Genomic DNA, 16,398 nt, shown 5'->3' with positions numbered 1-16,398 from the left:
TGCGGCAACCCGAAGGCAGCTTGTTAGGGGAAAATCCCCTAATACCCCTTTTTAGCGGAGCCGGGAGGTTCTGCCAGATATGACAAGTTGCATGGTGACAGCGCACCATGACGGAAAGGTGAGTGGAGCAGTATGTTGGCATTTTTGAGTGGAACTTTTGTAGGCGGCATTGTGGGCGTGGTGATGATGTGCCTGTTGCAGATTAACCGCCTGCACGGGGGAGATACGGAGGTAGGCAGATGAGAAAGAGGGACGTCCCGTTTCTGTTCCGTTTGAATAAGGAGGAGGCGGACGCATTCAGGGAGCGGGTAAAGAAAAGCGGAATCAGCCAGGAAGCCTATGTGCGTCAGGCAATCATGGGAAAGACGCCGAGGGACGCACCGCCGCCCGACTATTATTCCATGATGCGGGAGCTGCATAAGATAGGGAACAACTTAAACCAGATCGCACAGAAGGCGCACACGCTGAACGTGATTGACGTGCAGAGGTATGACAGAGACATGAGGAAGTTTGACGAAGCGGTCAGGCTGATTACCGAGGCGGTCATCCTGCCGGAAAAGACGGGGTAATGGCAGCAACATCTATCTGGAGCGTCAAAGGGTGGCTGGGGAAAGTCGTCATCTATGTGCAGAACCCGGATAAGACAAAAAGCCCGGAAATCGCAAAGCTGCCGGAGCTGTCCGGCATGGAGGAAACAGAAACGCAGGGGCTGTCCGACGTCATCGCCTATGCGGTCAATGCGGAAAAGACCAGACAGAGGGGGAAACCAGAGGCAGCGGAGGATGTCATAGATGATGAAAACGAGAAGGTCATGGAGCAGTATGTGTCCGGCGTCAACTGCGCCCCGACCACCGCCCGGTCAGAAATGATGGCGGTCAAAAAGCGGTACGGGAAGGACGAGGGCATTATGGCGTTCCACGGCTACCAGTCCTTTGCACCGGGGGAATGTACCCCGGCGATGGCGCATGAGATTGGCGTGAAGCTGGCGGAGGAATTGTGGGGGAGCCGCTTTCAGGTGATAGTCGCTACCCACTTAGATAAGGCGCACCACCTGCACAACCATTTCGTAGTGAACTCCGTTTCCTTTGCGGACGGCCTGCGCTATCACCGAAGCAAGCAGGACTACCGGGATATGCGTAACGCTTCCGACAGGTTATGCCGGGAATATGGATTGTCCGTCATAGAGAACCCAAAGCAGAAAGCAAAACATTATGGGGAGTGGCGGGCAGAGCAGGAGGGCAGGCCGACCTATTTGGGGATGATAAAGGCGGACGTGGACGAAGCCATTGCAAAGGCGAGGACGGAAAAGCAGTTTTTTCATTACCTGAAAGAGAAAGGCTATTCCATCAAATTCGGGAAGGACGTCACGGTACGGGCGGAGGGCAGGGAACGGGGGATGAAGCTGGCGAGGAACTTAGGGGAGGAATACACTTTAGATTCCATCCGCAGGCGGATACTCACGCAGAAGATAGAAAAGCCTGCGCCGCCTGCCATGCTGCCAGAGAAGAAAACCTATGTCATAAAAGTGCATGGGAATATACAAAAGGCAAGGAAAATCGGCGGACTCCGTGGCCTGTACCTGCATTACTGCTATCTGTTGGGGATATTACCGAAGAACCGACCGCCAAAAAGTCCGAAGCAGGTACACATGATGTTCCGGGAGGACTTGATAAAACTGGATAAGATTGCAAAGGAAACAAGGCTGCTCTGCCATTATCGCATAGATACCACGGAGCAGCTTTTTTCATTGAAGGAAGAGTTGCAGGGGAAGATGGCGGAGCTTGCGGACAGAAGGAAACACCTGCGGTATCAGAGCCGCAGCGTCAAAGACAGCGAAAAGCTGTCAGAGGTAAAAACAGAAATCTCCGCCCTGACAAAGCAGATCGGGGAACTGCGAAAGGAGGTGGGACTCTGCGACGGGATAGCCGCACGTTCCGGCGCAATGAAAGAAAAATTAGAAACCGTGCGGCAGGAAAATAGTGTGGAGGAAAAGAACGCCCACACGGAAAAGGAGGGAACAATCCATGAACACATCAGGCGAAGCCGCTGACCAGGTGGTGCGTATGTCGATGGAAGTGGGGGAAGCGGCCTTAAAAATCTCCGGCGAGGGGGCAAAGCAGCTTGCAGTGCTTTTATACGCCATCTTAAAGGAGCAGAAAAAGACCAGAGGCAGGATAAGGCTGGAAACCTTAGTGCGCTCCGGGAAACCGCTCACCGTATTTTCCGTAAAGGAAAGCGACCTGAAGAAATTTGTGCAGGAGGCGAAGCGGTACGGAATCCTCTACTGCGCCGTCCGTGATCCCAAAGGGAGCAGCGACGGGATGGTGGACATTATGGTGAAGGAGGAAGATGCGCCCCGCATCAACCGTATCGTGGAACGTTTCAAGTTTGCGTCCGTCACAGAGGCGGCACAGATTAAGACGGAAATCCAGAAGTCGAGGGAAGAAAAATCGCAGGCGAAGGAGAAAAAGGCGGCTCCCGGAAAGGAGAAAACAAAAGAGCCGCCAAAAGAGAAAGCGTCACCGGAAAAAACACCACCGGAGAAACCGTCACCGGGAAAGCCGCAGGCACAGCCAGAGCCGGAGAAGGACAGGCCGGGGAAGTCACAGGAAGATTTGCTGGTAGACGAGCTTTTAGGCAGCCCCACGCAGAAAGAGGAGGGGCAGCAGAAAAACCCCTCTTTGGGCAAGACTGCGAAATCCCGTCAGTCCGAGCCTACCTTAAAGAAGCAAAGGACAACCGCAGAGGGTACTTCTAAGCTGTACCAGCCAGCCACGCCGGAGAAACCGTCCGTGCGGGAGGAGCTGAAAGAGATTCAGGCAGCGAGGAAGAAAGAAGCGGAGGCAGGGAGCCGGAGCGAGCCTGCAAAGGACACCAAAGCGAAAAACCAGAAGCCATTGCAGCATAGACAGCCGCAGACAAAAACAAAACCGAAAAAATCGAAAGAGAGGTAAGATGTATGGACAACAATTTCAGCCTTGATTCTTTACTGAATGTATCCGCCGTGCCGCAGGATGACCGGGTGGCGGCATTTATCGCAGAGAGCAAAAACAACCGGAGCCGCTGTTATGAAATGTCGGAGCAGATGACGGCGGCGGTGGCCACGGACGGGCAGGCGTTTCAACAGTACCTTGACGTGCAGAGCCGCTTTGACCGCTACACCGCCAACAATGCCCTGCTGATTATGGCGCAGAAGCCGGAGGCGCAGAAGATTGGCGATTACGGCTACTGGCGGGATCAGGGAGCCTATGTGAAAAGGCAGGAGCGGAACAACCCCATCCTGATTATGGAGCCGGGGAAGGAGTATGAGCGTGAGGACGGAAGCACCGGAACCTATTACAATGCGAAAAAGGTGTATGACATTTCACAGACCAACGCAAGGGACAGGTTACAGCAGGCGCAGCCGGAAATCACGGACGCACAGCTTGTGCGGGCAGTGGTGAACAACCCGCCCGTTGCCATTGTTGCGGCGGAGCCGGATCAGATGCCGGAGGACAAAGGGGCATTGTTTGAGCCGGAGGAAAGCTGCATTTATGTCCGAAAAGGCATGAGCGCACAGGAAATCTTCCGGAGCGTGACGCCGGAGCTTGCCCTTGCCGGGTTTGCGGACGGGGATAAGAATTACGACCGCAACGAGGACGCTTTCCACGCCTATTGTGCGTCCTATCTGCTCTGCAAAAAATATGGCGTGGACACGCAGGGGTTTGATTTCACCCATGCGCCGGAATTTTTCGAGGGCATGGAGCCGCAGGAAGTCCGTGGGGAGCTGTCCAAAGTCCGTGACGCAGCGGGCGATATATCTTCCCGCATGGCGAAAGTGCTGGAACCGAACCGGAGCCAGAGTCAGAGGCAGCAGCCGCAGGCACAGCATAACCGGGAGGACGCAAGATGAGGGCAGTGAAGGCAGGATATAGTTTCAACCTTTTCCCGGAAGAATCCTTATCCCATATCAATCTGGAGCCGACAGGCGGCAGGGTATGCGTGGAGGGCGTGACGTACCCGCTGTACCGTGGAACCACTTATGCGGAATCGGAGAAAGTTGACCGCCTGCTTGACGCATACGGGGAAATGCCAATCCGGGATTATAAGGTAAAGAACAGAGAACAGGAAAGGTAGACGGAGGTGGTGAATTTGAGCGGGGAAAAGAAAACCCTTGAGCTGGACAAATACGAGTACGGCGTAATCTTCCATTCCCTGAAAGACGAGCGCAACCAGATGATAAAGGAGGGCAGGCCGACAGACGCAGTGGACGATGTGCTTCTGAAAGTCATCGAGCTGATTGAGGAGCCGCCGGAGAAAGAGAAAAGGGGGCGGAAATGCCATGAGGAGCGGTGAGAAGCAGGCGGCGTGGATATTTGCTCTTTTCGGCATCCTTCCCGTTGTCTGGCTTGCCCTTTTGACAGCGCCATACCTTGCGGGGGGATTACCTGAAATTATACGGGGATTCCCGGACGCCATGAACCATCCGTTTTCTATCCGCTTATGTGGGGACAGCTTAAGGGCTGTCCTCATTTTCCTGCTGATATACGGGATAGGGATTGGCATTTATGTATCTACACGGAGGAACTACCGGAGGGGAGAGGAACACGGTTCTGCCGCATGGGGCAACGCACGGGCGGTCAACCAGAAGTACAGCGAGAAAGACTTTGGAGCCAACAAGATTATGACGTCCAACGTGCGTATCAGCTATGACAGCCGGAGGCACCGCCGCAACCTGCTCACCATCGTGGTGGGCGGGAGCGGAGCCGGAAAGACAAGGTTTTATGCGAAGCCGAATCTTATGCAGGCGAACACTTCGTTTGTCGTGCTTGATCCGAAAGGAGAGAACCTGCGGGACACCGGGCATCTTCTGGAGGGAAAAGGGTATGAAGTGCGTGTGCTTGACTTAATCAACATGGAAAAGAGTCATTGTTATAATCCGTTTATGTATTTAAAGGATGAAAACGATGTGCAGCGGCTTGTGACGAATCTTTTTAAGGCAACCACCCCGAAGGGGAGCCAGTCAAACGATCCCTTCTGGGACACAGCGGCGTCCATGTTACTCTTAGCACTGATATTTTATTTAAAGTACGAGGCACCAAAAGACGAGCAGAATTTCCCGATGGTGATGGAGCTGTTACGGGCAGGGGAAGTCCGGGAGGACAACGATGAATACCAGTCCCCGCTTGACGAATTATTTGAGCGTCTGGAAATGCGGGAGCCGGAGCATATCGCAGTGAAATATTATAAGGACTACCATTCAGGGAGTGCGAAAACGCTGAAATCCATCCAGATCACGCTTGCGGCGAGGTTGGAGAAATTCAATCTGTCAAGCCTTGCGGCTTTGACAGCCACAGACGATTTAGACCTGTCATCACTGGGGGAAAAGAAAGTGGCGTTGTTTGCACTGATACCGGACAACGATACCAGCTACAACTTTCTGGTATCCATCTTATACACGCAGCTATTCCAGCAGCTATTTTACCTTGCCGACCATAAGCACGGCGGCAGGCTCCCCGTCCATGTGCATTTTTTAATGGATGAATTTGCAAACGTCAGTTTGCCTGATGACTTTGACAAAATCCTGTCCGTCATGCGGTCGAGGGAAGTCAGCGTGTCCATCATCCTGCAAAACATGGCGCAGCTAAAGGCGCTGTTTGAGAAGCAGTGGGAAAGCATTGTGGGCAACTGCGACCAGTTTTTATATCTGGGCGGCAACGAGCAGGGAACCCATAAGTACGTCAGCGAGCTGCTGGGGAAAGCCACGATTGATATGAACACTTACGGGAAGTCAACCGGGCATTCGGGCAACTATTCCACAAATTACCAAATATCGGGGCGTGAGCTTTTGACGCCGGATGAAGTGCGTATGCTGGACAACCGCTATGCGCTTCTTTTTATCCGTGGGGAACGCCCGGTAATGGATGAAAAATTTGATATTTTAAAACACCCCAACGTGGCACTGTCCACGGACGGGAAAGGGAAGTCCTACCGCCACGGGGAAGTGACGCAGGCGGTGGGCAGCATTGCATTGGGGGACAGTCTGGAGGGCGAAGTGTCGCAGGAGCAGGCGGGAACCGATTCCTATGAGCTTTTATCCGAGGAGGATTTAGAGGCTATTGTTTCAGCGGCGGAAAGCCACTGAAACAAGCCTCTGGCAGAGGCGCACGATTTCACAGGGGAACGCAAGCGGTGAAATCGGCGCCAGTTACGCCGGGGCGCAACTGATTAAAAACCAATCTCAAAACAAGGAGGAAACAGAACAATGATGAAGAAAAACGAGAACAGCAAGGAAACCAGCAGACAGCCGATGGGCAGAAAGACAAAGCGGGCGATGGCGGTGTACGCCGCATTGGTGCTTATGATGACAGCCGGGGCAACAACGGTGTATGCGGCGGGCGATCCGCTTACGGTCATCAACAACCTGTCTGATTTTATTTTCGGCTTAATCCGTGCAGTGGGCTTAATCTTGTTGGGTTGGGGCATCGTGCAGGTTGGATTGTCTTTGCAGTCCCACGATCCGAGCCAGCGTTCCAACGGGTTCTTAACCCTTGCGGGCGGCGTCATCATTACCTTTGCAAAGGAAATCTTAACCCTTATCACTGGCTGATGGAGGCTGTCGGAACACCATGTAAAAAGAGCAACGGCAGAGGGGCAGGCGTTGGCAGGCCCCTCTGCAAAATCCAGAAGCGAGGTGAAATGAGTGGATTCAGATAACTGGGTAGTGCAGAACTTAGTCAATGCACTGGAAACATGGAATGAAAAACTGGCGGAGATATGGCAGCTTCTCACGCAGTCCCCGGAACAGTTTAAGGGAGGAGGAATCTGGAGCGCGATTGTGAACATCCACGGGGCGTTGCAGGCGGTAGCCTATGCCCTTTTGGTGCTGTTCTTTGTTGTCGGCGTGGTAAAGACGTGCGGCAGCTTTGTGGAAGTGAAAAAGCCGGAACACGCATTAAAGCTGTTTGTCCGCTTTGCCATAGCAAAGGGCGTCATATCCCACGGGCTGGAGCTGATGATGGCGTTATTCAATATCGTGCAGGGGATAGTCAGCACGATTATGCGAACCGCAGGCTTTGGAGCCGCACAGCAGACCGTATTGCCAAATGAGATTGTGGAGGCAGTGGAGGACTGCGGCTTTTTCGAGAGTATCCCCTTGTGGGCGGTGACGTTAATCGGCGGGCTGTTTATCACGGTGTTGAGCTTTATTATGATAATGAGCGTGTACGGGCGGTTTTTCCGACTGTACCTTTACACAGCGATTGCGCCCATTCCCTTATCGACTTTTGCCGGGGAGCCGTCACAGAACGTAGGGAAAAGTTTTATCAAGTCCTATGCGGCGGTATGCTTAGAAGGGGCGATTATCGTGCTTGCCTGCATCATATTTTCGCTGTTTGCGGCGTCCCCGCCCGCAGTCGATCCGGATGCGGCGGCAGTCACAATGGTATGGAGTTATATCGGGGAGCTGATTTTCAATATGCTCGTGCTTGTAGGGGCAGTGAAGATGGCAGACCGGGTTGTGCGTGAGATGATGGGGCTGTAAAGTGAGGTGGATGTAGATGAAATTAAGTAAAGAAAAGATTATGAGGGAAGCGGCACGTTTCCTGAAACGTACCGCAGAATATCAGAATGACAGAGACGTAGATAAAGCAGAGAATTACCAGATACAGTATATCCTTTTAAAAGAAGGCAGGACGCAGCCGGAAACGGTAATTGCGTATGCGTATTCCAACTACCGGGAGCAGGAGATTTTTTTCTATCCATTCCGTAAGGAAGAAACCGTGAGTTATAACTGGCCATCCAATTTTGAATCTGATTTGCTGGAGCCATTAGGGAATGGGTATGAAATTGTGGGAATGACATTGGAGTGCCATTCTGCTGTCTGGGAAATGATTGAGGAATCCTGTGACAAGGACAGTAAATGCAGCAAGGGCGTGCAGACGTATTTATCCTATTGTAAACAAAACGGCATTACAAAACAGCTCTTGCAGGAAAAAGTTTTGCATGAGGGTAAGGATATAATGCGGCTGTACAAAAGAGAGAGGGAGACAAAGAAAGTGCAGGAACGGTAGGAGGCGAGAAGTTTGGAAGTAAAAATAAACCGAGAAATCCGTAATTACACGGAATCCATGTTTTTCGGGCTGTCCATGCGGCAGTTCGTTTTTTCTGTCTTAGCCTGCGGCGTTGCCGTTGGGCTTTATTTTTTACTCAGTCCTTATGTGGGGACGGAAACCGTGAGCTGGATGTGCATTTTGGGGGCGGCTCCCTTTGCGGCGTTAGGCTTTATCCGCTACCACGGGATGAACGCAGAGCAGTTTTTGTGGGCGTGGATAAAGTCGGAGTTCCTTATCCCGAAACGCCTGCTGTTTAACCCGGAAAACATCTATTACGAAGCAGTGAAGCCGTGCATTGAGAACCATGAAAGGGAGGAGCGGAAACGGAATGATTAAGACATTGAGCAATATTTTCAAGCAGGACAAGGAGAAATTTGTCATCCCCAAAGGCGTCCAGCAGGCAATCCCCATCCAGGCAATATGGGCGGACGGGATATTCCAGATCGGGCGGAACAAATTTGCCAGAACCTATAAATTTGTGGACATCAACTATGCGGTGGCGAGCCGGGAGGACAAGGAAGCCATGTTCCTTGAGTACAGCGAGCTTCTCAATTCCTTTGACAGCGGCGCAACCACGAAAATCACCATCAACAACCGCCGCCTGAACAGGCAGGATTTTGAGAAGGCAATCTTAATCCCCATGCAGGAGGACGGCCTTGATTTATACCGGAAAGAGTACAATGCCATGCTCTTAGAGAAAGCCACGGGAGCCAACAGCATTGTGCAGGAAAAATATGTGACGGTATCGGTGTATAAGAAATCCATTGAGGAGGCGAGGACGTATTTTGCCCGTATCGGCACGGATTTAGTGAGCCATTTTTCACGGTTAGGCTCCAAATGCGTGGAAATGGACGCAACGGATAAACTGCGGGCGCTGCATGACTTCTACCGTACCGGGGAAGAAACCAGCTTCCGGTTTGATTTGCCGGAAACCATGAAAAAAGGGCATAGCTTTAAGGACTTTATCTGCCCGGACAGCCTTGAGTTTGAAAAAGACCATTTCCGCATGGGGAACCGTTACGGGCGTGTGCTTTTCCTCAGAGAGTATGCGTCCTATATCAAAGACAACATGATTGCGGAGCTTACGGATTTGAGCCGCAACCTGATGATGAGCATTGACGTGATACCCATCCCCACGGATGAAGCGGTGCGGGAGGTGGAGAACCGTCTTTTGGGCGTGGAAACCAACATCACCAACTGGCAGAGGAAACAGAACGCCAACAACAATTTTTCCGCAGTCGTCCCCTATGACATGGAGCAGCAGAGGAAGGAAAGCAAGGAGTTTCTGGACGATTTAACCACCCGTGACCAGCGGATGATGTTTGCAGTCTTGACGCTGGTGCATACCGCCGACACGAAAGAACAGCTTGACGCCGATACGGATACCATATTGACCGTGGCAAGAAAGCATTTATGCCAGTTTTCCACCCTGAAATACCAGCAGATGGACGGCCTGAATACCGCCCTGCCCATCGGACACCGGAAAATCAATGCGCTTCGGACACTTACCACCGAGAGCCTTGCGGTGCTGATGCCTTTCCGGGTGCAGGAAATCATGGATGAGGGCGGCATTTACTGCGGGGAGAACGCAATCTCCCATAACCTTATCATGTGCAACAAAGCGAAATTGCTGAATCCTAATTCCTTTTTGTTAGGCGTGCCGGGAAGCGGCAAATCCTTCAGCGCAAAAATGCTGATTGTGTTCCTTGCCCTTGCCACCGGGGACGATATTCTCATATGCGATCCCGAACGAGAGTACGGTTCCCTGATTGAAGCGATGGGCGGCGAAGTCATCCGCATTGCGGCGGGGAGCCGTGACCATATCAATGCAATGGACATGGTGGAGGGGTATGGCGATGGCGGGAACCCGGTCATTGACAAGTCCGAGTTTGTGCTGTCCTTATTTGAGCAGCTTGACAAAAAAGGCGTCAGCGCAAAGGAGAAATCCATCATCGACCGCTGTACCGCAGCAGTTTACGAAGATTATCAGGCAGGCGGCAACGTGCCGACTTTGTGCAGGCTCCGGGAGAAAATGCTGGAGCAGCCGGAGCGGGAGGCGAAAGACCTTGCGCTGGCGTTGGAGCTTTTTACAAGCGGCAGTTTGGACGCATTTGCCCATGAGAGCAACGTGGATATAAATAACCGCATGATTGTCTATGACATCATGGACTTAGGGAAGCAGCTGAAAACAATGGGGCTTTTGGTTATCACGGACGCCATGTTAAACCGTGTCACGGAGAACTGGAAGAAGGGGAAACGTACCCATATCTTTCTGGACGAGTTTCATGTGGTGTTTGAGAACGAGTATTCCGGGGCGTTCTTTAACTCTGCATGGAGGCGGTTCCGGAAAAGAAATGCGTTCCCCAACGCCATCACGCAGAACGTGGAATATCTGTTAGATTCTGTCCTTGCCAGCACGATGCTGTCCAACAGCGAGTATATCGTCATGCTGAACCAGGCGGCGTCCGACAGACAGAAACTTGCGGATTTGCTGAATATCTCAAACGAGCAGATGAGCTATATCACCAATGCGGACGCAGGGTGCGGCTTGATAAAATACGGGAGTTCCCTTGTGCCGTTTACCAATAAATTCCCGAAGAATACCCGTCTGTATCGGCTGATGACAACGAAGCCGGGCGAGGACAGTGCAAACCGGAGCAGGTGAAATTCATAACCGGGACAGATAAAAGTCTATAACAGGAGCAGATAAAAATATTCAGGCGGCTTTTAAACAGTGGAATATCTGTTAGAGAGCCGCCTTTTTCTATGGAGGGATCAGAATGTCAGAAATCAGGTTTTCATCTAAGGAGCATGAAAAGTTTTTTTACACGATGATGGCGAAATCCCGTGTCAATGACTGCTACCACAGAGCCTTTTTCTACTGCGTGGGGATTTCCGACACGGCGAGGAACAACGTGGGCAGGATGTTTGACTTTAAGCAGGACTGCATCAGGCCGGAGGGACTGCATGAGGGGTGGCAGACGGGAGGGACGGTGCGGCTCACCCGCCTTGCCTTCAACCTCTGGAACGGTTATGCGGAGCAGGGGGACGAGCGGATGTCAACGCCCTATGAAATCTTTGACTGCGGTTATGCGCCTTATTTTTACGAAGCCATAAAAATGCGGTATCCCGAATATTGCAGGGACTTACCCGCAGTTAAGACGAGGGCAGACAGTGCAGAGAGGGGAGGGCGTTAAGCATGGAAGCGGCGGTTGCGTTAAGGGAACAGCCGGAAATCCGGGAACTGTTTCAGGTTCTGGAAGGGAACGGGCTGAAAAAAGAGCGGCAGGAAGTGGAAACCCTTGTCAATTATCTGGAAGGCATGGAAAGCCAGTTCGGGCAGGTAATGAAAGAATTAAAAGAGGTGCGGGGGCAGTTGGAGCAGATTCAGGACAGGGGGATAAAGGCGACTGCCGCCCGGATTCTGGACAGCGCAGAGGGCAAAGTGCAGGAAATTGGCGGCCAGATAGCCCTTGTAAAGACAAACCTTGTCCGTTCTGCGAAAAATGCGGTGCATGATTTTAAGGAGAAAGGCGTGGACGCATTAAGGAGGGCAGTATCCGCCATGAAAATTCCTGCCGCCCTGTCTGCTTTAAAAGAAAGCCTGCACAGCGGCATGGAAAGCATGGAGCGGAATGCGGCGAAAATCGGCATTGTCGGCGGCGAGCTGAATAAAGCGGCGCAGCACACGAAAAATGCGGGGCGGGCGTTGATCGGCAGGCGTACCAAAGAACTGGCAGAGCCGAAAGGGGATAAAGGCGTCCTTGCGAAAATCCAGAAAGCGTTTCTGTCTTTCGGCAGGTCATTCGCCGCAATGGAAAAAGCGGCGGGGAACGCACAGAAGCGGATGGAGCAGTTTTGCCGGGGAGAGGATAAAAAGCCATCGGTGAAAGCGGAGCTAAGGCAGATAAAAAGAGGGAGGAACGAGAGCCAGAAAATACAGCCAGCCAAAGAACAGGCAAGGTAACCAGTGACACGCAGGCGCAACGCCTGTTATTTTTATGAAATTATCCCGGCAGAATGCCAAAGGAAAGCGTTTTTGCCGGGACTTTATGGAGGATTTTTGAATGAAGAAAAAAATTTATATCTATACCGCAGGGGCGGCGCTCTGTACCCTGCTTTTCTGTATTTCCATGTTTCAGGTCATCACCCATTATGCCAGCGCAGGGAAGTCAACCAATGAATTTGCACAGTTGGCGGAGATTGTGGAGCAGGCGGAGGAATCGGAAGAAACCGGGGAAACCGAAGAAACGCCGGAGGATATGACAGAGGGAGAAAACCAGTCCCCGCTTGCCAAATATCAGGAGCTTTTCAACCAGAATAACGATATGGCGGGGTGGATTTCCATTGACGGGACGAACATCAACTACCCGGTGATGTTCACGCCGGACAATCCCGACTTCTACCTGAAGCGCAGCTTTGAAAAGGAATACAGCGCATACGGGGTGCCTTATATTGCGGAGCATTGCAATCCCTTTGAACCCAGCGACAATGTGATTATTTACGGACACCACATGAAAAACGGCACAATGTTCACCGGATTGATGGACTATGAGAGCCGGAAATTTTACGAGAAACACAAGATCATCCGCTTTGACACGCTCACGAAAACAGCGGACTATGAAGTGATTGCAGTATTCAAGACCACGGTATACGACGATACGGGGTTCAAGTATTATCTGTTCGCCAATGCGGAAACGGAGGAAGAGTTTCAGGTGTATGTGGATGAGTGCAAAGCGTTATCCCTCTATGACACGGGAGTGACCGCCGAATACGGGGACAAATTGATTACGCTTTCCACCTGCGAGTATTCCCGGACAAACGGGCGGCTTGTGGTAGTGGCGAAAAAGATTGCGGAGTAATGGCAGGTTTATCCCAAAGGAGGGCGGGCGATGAGCAAGGAAATTAAGACACGCCAAGTCCATAAGGATGTAAAGGCACTGGACAAGACCGTGACGGGCATGGAACGAGTGAAACGTGCCTATGTCCGCACAAAGGAAACCGTGGAAAAGGCACAGCCGCAGGAAAAGAGGTATGTTTCCCCCACGGAATATGCCGAGGATAAAACGGAGCGGGGAGCCGACCGAGCCGCCCATGAAGCCGCACATCAGGCGAGAAAGCAGGGCGGCCGGCTTGCAGATAAGGCAAAGGAAAAACACCGGATTTCCAAAGAAACGAAAGCAACCAGAGAGGCAGTCCGTGAGGGGAGAAGTCCTACACACAGGGAGCCTTCTCAATCTCCCCGGCCTTCCGTACCGTCAGGCAGGGGAGAGCCTTACCAGCCGAAAGAGCAGATGAGGAAAAAAGCGCAGGAGCAGGCGGCAAAACAGGCAGCGCAGAAGAAAGCCGCAGGACAGAGAGCCATGCAGAGGGCGTCACAGCAGAGAATCTCACAGCAAAATGCCAAACAGCAGGCGGCACAAATCCGGGAGCTTCCCAAGCAGACCATCAAGACCATAGACCGGGGCGAAAAAACGGTCAAGACCGCAGGGAAAACGGGGCAGGCGGTGAAGAATACCGGGAAAGGGACAATCAAATCTGCCGCAAAATCCGTAAAAACCGCCGAGCAGACCGCAGGGAAAACCGTAAAAACCACAAAGGAGGCGGCAAAGACCGCAAAAGCAGCGGCGAAAGCGTCCGTAAAGACAGCGGAAAAAACAGCACGGGCAGCAAGGCAGGCGGCAAGGGCGGCGGAACAGGCAGTGAGGGCAGCGGCAAAAGCCACAGCAAGCGCAGTAAAAGCAATCATAGCCGGGACAAAAGCACTGGTAAGCGCCATTGCTGCAGGGGGATGGGTGGCCGTCCTGATTCTGATTATCGTCCTTCTGTTCGGCGGAATCCTCTGCATGGTGGGCGGCGGCAATTCCAGCACGGTAAGCCCGGTCAGTGCGGAGGTGGAAGCCTATGAGCCGGTCATCCGCATTTATGCGAAACAGTATGGCATTGAGGAATATGTGGAGCTGATTAAGGCGGTGATGATGCAGGAAAGCGACGGGCAGGGCAGCGATCCCATGCAAAGCTCCGAGAGCGGCTATAACACCAGATACCCAAGAGAGCCGAATGGAATCACCGATCCGGAATATTCTATTGAGTGCGGCGTTCAGGCATTAAAAGACTGCCTGCAAAGCGCAGGGGTGGAGAATCCGGTGGACATGGAGCATATCAGGCTGGCGTTGCAGGGATACAACTTCGGGAATGGCTATATCGCATGGGCACAAGGCAACTATGGAGGATACACCGCCGCCAATGCCGCAGAATTTTCCGATATGATGGCGGAACGGATGGGCTGGAGCAGTTACGGGGATAAGCAGTACGTCCCCCATGTACTCCGGTATTATATTTTCGGCAGAATCCCCACCGGAACCGGGAGCCAGGCAATCGTGCAGGTGGCTTTGACGCAGGAAGGCAACAGCGGTGACACCTACTGGAGCTGGTACGGGTTTGACAGCAGGGTGGAATGGTGCGCCTGCTTTGTGTCGTGGTGTGCGGAGCAGTGTGGTTATCTGGAAAGCGGTGTGATACCGAAATTCTCCTTATGTTCGGATGGTGTGGACTGGTTTGATGCCCGTGGGCAGTTTCGGGACGCAAGCTATGTCCCGGCAGCGGGGGATATAATATTCTTTGATTGGGGGAATGACGGGACAATCGACCATGTGGGGATTGTGGAGAGCGTGACGAATGGCGTTGTGAATACCGTAGAAGGCAACAGCGGCGATATTTGTGCCAGGAGAAGTTACAGCATGGGCAGTGATTCCATATACGGATACGGTGTGCCATGCTATTAGTGGCACAGGGCAGAAGAAATGCCCATGCAAAAGATGGGGAAAGGAGCTGCGAAAAAGGCGTTTCCCCGCATCAATATTTATTTGCATGGCTTGAATGACAGAAGCAGAGTATAACAAAAAACAGGCTTTCCTTGCCCGTTCTGTTTATGGGCAGGGGAAGTCTGTTTTTGTTTGATTCAGTCAGATGAATATATCTGGCATAAGTAATATCTAAAACAGAACACAGCCATCTTTGAAGTTTTGGCTGTTCATTGTATAATAGGTGCAGGGATGGAGGAATCTGCGATGTCAAAAAAGAAAAACCGCCCGCATGGGCATTACTGTAAAATATGTGGTGAATACAAGGCAAATGAGAAATTTTCCGGGAAAGGCCACGCAGCCCATATCTGCAAAGCCTGTTCCCGTTTAAGTGCTGCGGAGAAAGCGGCGGCAATGGATACGAACCGATTGATGAATTTTCCTATGCGGCGGCTTTCGGAAAGTGAGAAGAAATGGCTGAAAGCTAAAATGAAGGACGAATGCCCGGAAGTGGCGGAAACGGCACGGGAGGTTTTCAATGCCTGCTTTCCCCATGCAGAGCGAAATGCCATGAAAAAGCAGCTTGTCATCAATACATTATCTTTTGAAGTGCATACGGAGGTTTACGATGGGTACGGAGATATGGAAATGGCTGACCGCCGTTTTACCATTGACCGGAAAAGCCGTGTGCTTACCATGACGGATTTTCAAGCAGAGGGTGAGGGGCAGTCTGTCACGCTGGAGGGCGGGCAGATGGCGAAGCTGCTGCGGTACATCGTGCATACACTGGAAATTTTTATGTGGGAGCAGGATTATTGCCTGAACCCTGATGAGGAAGATTATGACCCGTTTCTTGAGGGGGAAGAAGGCTTTTTCATGGAAGATTTGGAGGACAGACTGGAAATTCAGCCCCCAAAAGAACCGGAGGGCAGTCCGTCATGGCGGGTGCAGGTGGAATACACGAACCATACAGAGCAGGATATGTGTAGTTATAATGATTACCTGTCAGACCGTCCGGAAGAATTGTATCTCTCACTGTTAGAATATTTTGAGCCAGAGGAGGAAGAATTTTGATTTTATTTCATCAAAAATGGGAGCAATAAAGCTGGCATGGGGTGGTGTCTTAGTTTCCGGCAGATACAGACACGGAAAGCCTACAAAACCCGTAAACACCGCACTTTCGGCACCACATAGCTTTCAAAGTTACATTATTTCCGTGTGCTTTTAGGGGCATTTTTACATTAGCGAGGGTGCGAACGGTTGTTCTTGGGTTCTTTTGCCTGATAGTATATACTCGTAGGAAAAAGTCGGTTATCATCACGGAAACTCGGATACTAACAGGCAAAACTCCGTACTATCACGCAAAAGTCGATACTCGCAGGCAAAATCCTTATACAAACACAGAAACTTGCTGGGAGTTTTCGTGATAATATAAGGGTTTCCGTATTCATATGTGGGTAAAGTGGTAAAAAGTGAATGGAAAAAAAGACAATATAAGAAAA

The 16,398-nt window shown here is 51.7% G+C and carries 18 protein-coding genes; all 18 read left to right on the top strand.

The features are described from left to right. The first annotated feature begins 132 nt into the window (after positions 1 to 132). On the top strand, positions 133 to 243 hold the full coding sequence (locus NSB25_RS18670; protein WP_103241242.1) for a DUF3789 domain-containing protein: 111 nt from the start codon (positions 133 to 135) through the stop codon (positions 241 to 243). Next, entirely contained in the window at positions 240 to 569 is a 330-nt protein-coding gene (locus NSB25_RS18665; protein WP_103241241.1) for a plasmid mobilization protein, read from the top strand. Before NSB25_RS18670 ends, NSB25_RS18665 begins: the two co-directional genes overlap by 4 nt. Next, positions 569 to 2,050 carry a relaxase/mobilization nuclease domain-containing protein gene (locus NSB25_RS18660; RefSeq protein ID WP_103241240.1) on the top strand — a complete coding sequence of 494 codons (1,482 nt, stop codon included), beginning with the start codon at positions 569 to 571 and terminating at the stop codon, positions 2,048 to 2,050. The genes NSB25_RS18665 and NSB25_RS18660 overlap by 1 nt, the downstream gene beginning before the upstream one ends. Further along, positions 2,025 to 2,954 carry a PcfB family protein gene (locus tag NSB25_RS18655; RefSeq protein ID WP_103241239.1) on the top strand — a complete coding sequence of 310 codons (930 nt, stop codon included), beginning with the start codon at positions 2,025 to 2,027 and terminating at the stop codon, positions 2,952 to 2,954. The genes NSB25_RS18660 and NSB25_RS18655 overlap by 26 nt, the downstream gene beginning before the upstream one ends. 5 nt (positions 2,955 to 2,959) lie before the next feature. Further along, complete coding sequence (locus NSB25_RS18650; RefSeq protein WP_103241238.1) at positions 2,960 to 3,892, top strand: hypothetical protein; 933 nt, start codon at positions 2,960 to 2,962, stop codon at positions 3,890 to 3,892. Further along, positions 3,889 to 4,116 carry a hypothetical protein gene (locus NSB25_RS18645; protein WP_103241237.1) on the top strand — a complete coding sequence of 76 codons (228 nt, stop codon included), beginning with the start codon at positions 3,889 to 3,891 and terminating at the stop codon, positions 4,114 to 4,116. The genes NSB25_RS18650 and NSB25_RS18645 overlap by 4 nt, the downstream gene beginning before the upstream one ends. A gap of 15 nt (positions 4,117 to 4,131) precedes the next feature. Then, entirely contained in the window at positions 4,132 to 4,335 is a 204-nt protein-coding gene (locus NSB25_RS18640; RefSeq protein ID WP_103241289.1) for a hypothetical protein, read from the top strand. Beyond that, a complete protein-coding gene (locus NSB25_RS18635; protein WP_103241236.1) occupies positions 4,322 to 6,124 on the top strand; it encodes a VirD4-like conjugal transfer protein, CD1115 family in 1,803 nt (600 codons plus the stop codon). Before NSB25_RS18640 ends, NSB25_RS18635 begins: the two co-directional genes overlap by 14 nt. A 120-nt stretch (positions 6,125 to 6,244) precedes the next feature. Continuing rightward, entirely contained in the window at positions 6,245 to 6,589 is a 345-nt protein-coding gene (locus tag NSB25_RS18630) for a glutamyl-tRNA amidotransferase (protein ID WP_103241235.1), read from the top strand. Positions 6,590 to 6,682: 93 nt separating this feature from the next. Next, the gene (locus NSB25_RS18625; RefSeq protein ID WP_103241234.1) at positions 6,683 to 7,522 is read left to right on the top strand and encodes a VirB6/TrbL-like conjugal transfer protein, CD1112 family; all 840 of its coding nucleotides are present in this window, start codon (positions 6,683 to 6,685) and stop codon (positions 7,520 to 7,522) included. A 16-nt stretch (positions 7,523 to 7,538) separates the two neighbouring features. After that, complete coding sequence (locus NSB25_RS18620) at positions 7,539 to 8,051, top strand: hypothetical protein (protein ID WP_103241233.1); 513 nt, start codon at positions 7,539 to 7,541, stop codon at positions 8,049 to 8,051. A gap of 12 nt (positions 8,052 to 8,063) precedes the next feature. After that, on the top strand, positions 8,064 to 8,429 hold the full coding sequence (locus NSB25_RS18615; RefSeq protein ID WP_103241232.1) for a PrgI family protein: 366 nt from the start codon (positions 8,064 to 8,066) through the stop codon (positions 8,427 to 8,429). Further along, positions 8,422 to 10,758 (top strand): VirB4-like conjugal transfer ATPase, CD1110 family, encoded by a 2,337-nt coding sequence (locus tag NSB25_RS18610; RefSeq protein WP_103241231.1) that lies wholly within the window; start codon positions 8,422 to 8,424, stop codon positions 10,756 to 10,758. The genes NSB25_RS18615 and NSB25_RS18610 overlap by 8 nt, the downstream gene beginning before the upstream one ends. A gap of 115 nt (positions 10,759 to 10,873) precedes the next feature. Then, positions 10,874 to 11,290, top strand: a complete 417-nt coding sequence (locus NSB25_RS18605; RefSeq protein ID WP_103241230.1) for a DUF6075 family protein — start codon at positions 10,874 to 10,876, stop codon at positions 11,288 to 11,290. Between the two features lie 2 nt (positions 11,291 to 11,292). After that, entirely contained in the window at positions 11,293 to 12,060 is a 768-nt protein-coding gene (locus tag NSB25_RS18600) for a DUF6674 family protein (RefSeq protein ID WP_103241229.1), read from the top strand. A 100-nt stretch (positions 12,061 to 12,160) separates the two neighbouring features. Continuing rightward, positions 12,161 to 12,955: a class B sortase gene (gene srtB, locus NSB25_RS18595; RefSeq protein WP_103241228.1), complete on the top strand. Its 795-nt coding sequence runs from the start codon at positions 12,161 to 12,163 to the stop codon at positions 12,953 to 12,955. Positions 12,956 to 12,985: 30 nt separating this feature from the next. Continuing rightward, on the top strand, positions 12,986 to 14,878 hold the full coding sequence (locus tag NSB25_RS18590) for a lysozyme family protein (RefSeq protein ID WP_103241227.1): 1,893 nt from the start codon (positions 12,986 to 12,988) through the stop codon (positions 14,876 to 14,878). Between the two features lie 285 nt (positions 14,879 to 15,163). Continuing rightward, positions 15,164 to 15,970, top strand: coding sequence for a hypothetical protein (locus tag NSB25_RS18585; protein ID WP_103241226.1), 807 nt, complete (start codon positions 15,164 to 15,166; stop codon positions 15,968 to 15,970). Positions 15,971 to 16,398: the final 428 nt, after the last annotated feature.

It is taken from the genome of Acetatifactor muris (assembly GCF_024623325.1).
Classification (GTDB): domain Bacteria; phylum Bacillota; class Clostridia; order Lachnospirales; family Lachnospiraceae; genus Acetatifactor; species Acetatifactor muris.
This window is presented reverse-complemented; position numbering and strand designations above follow the sequence as displayed.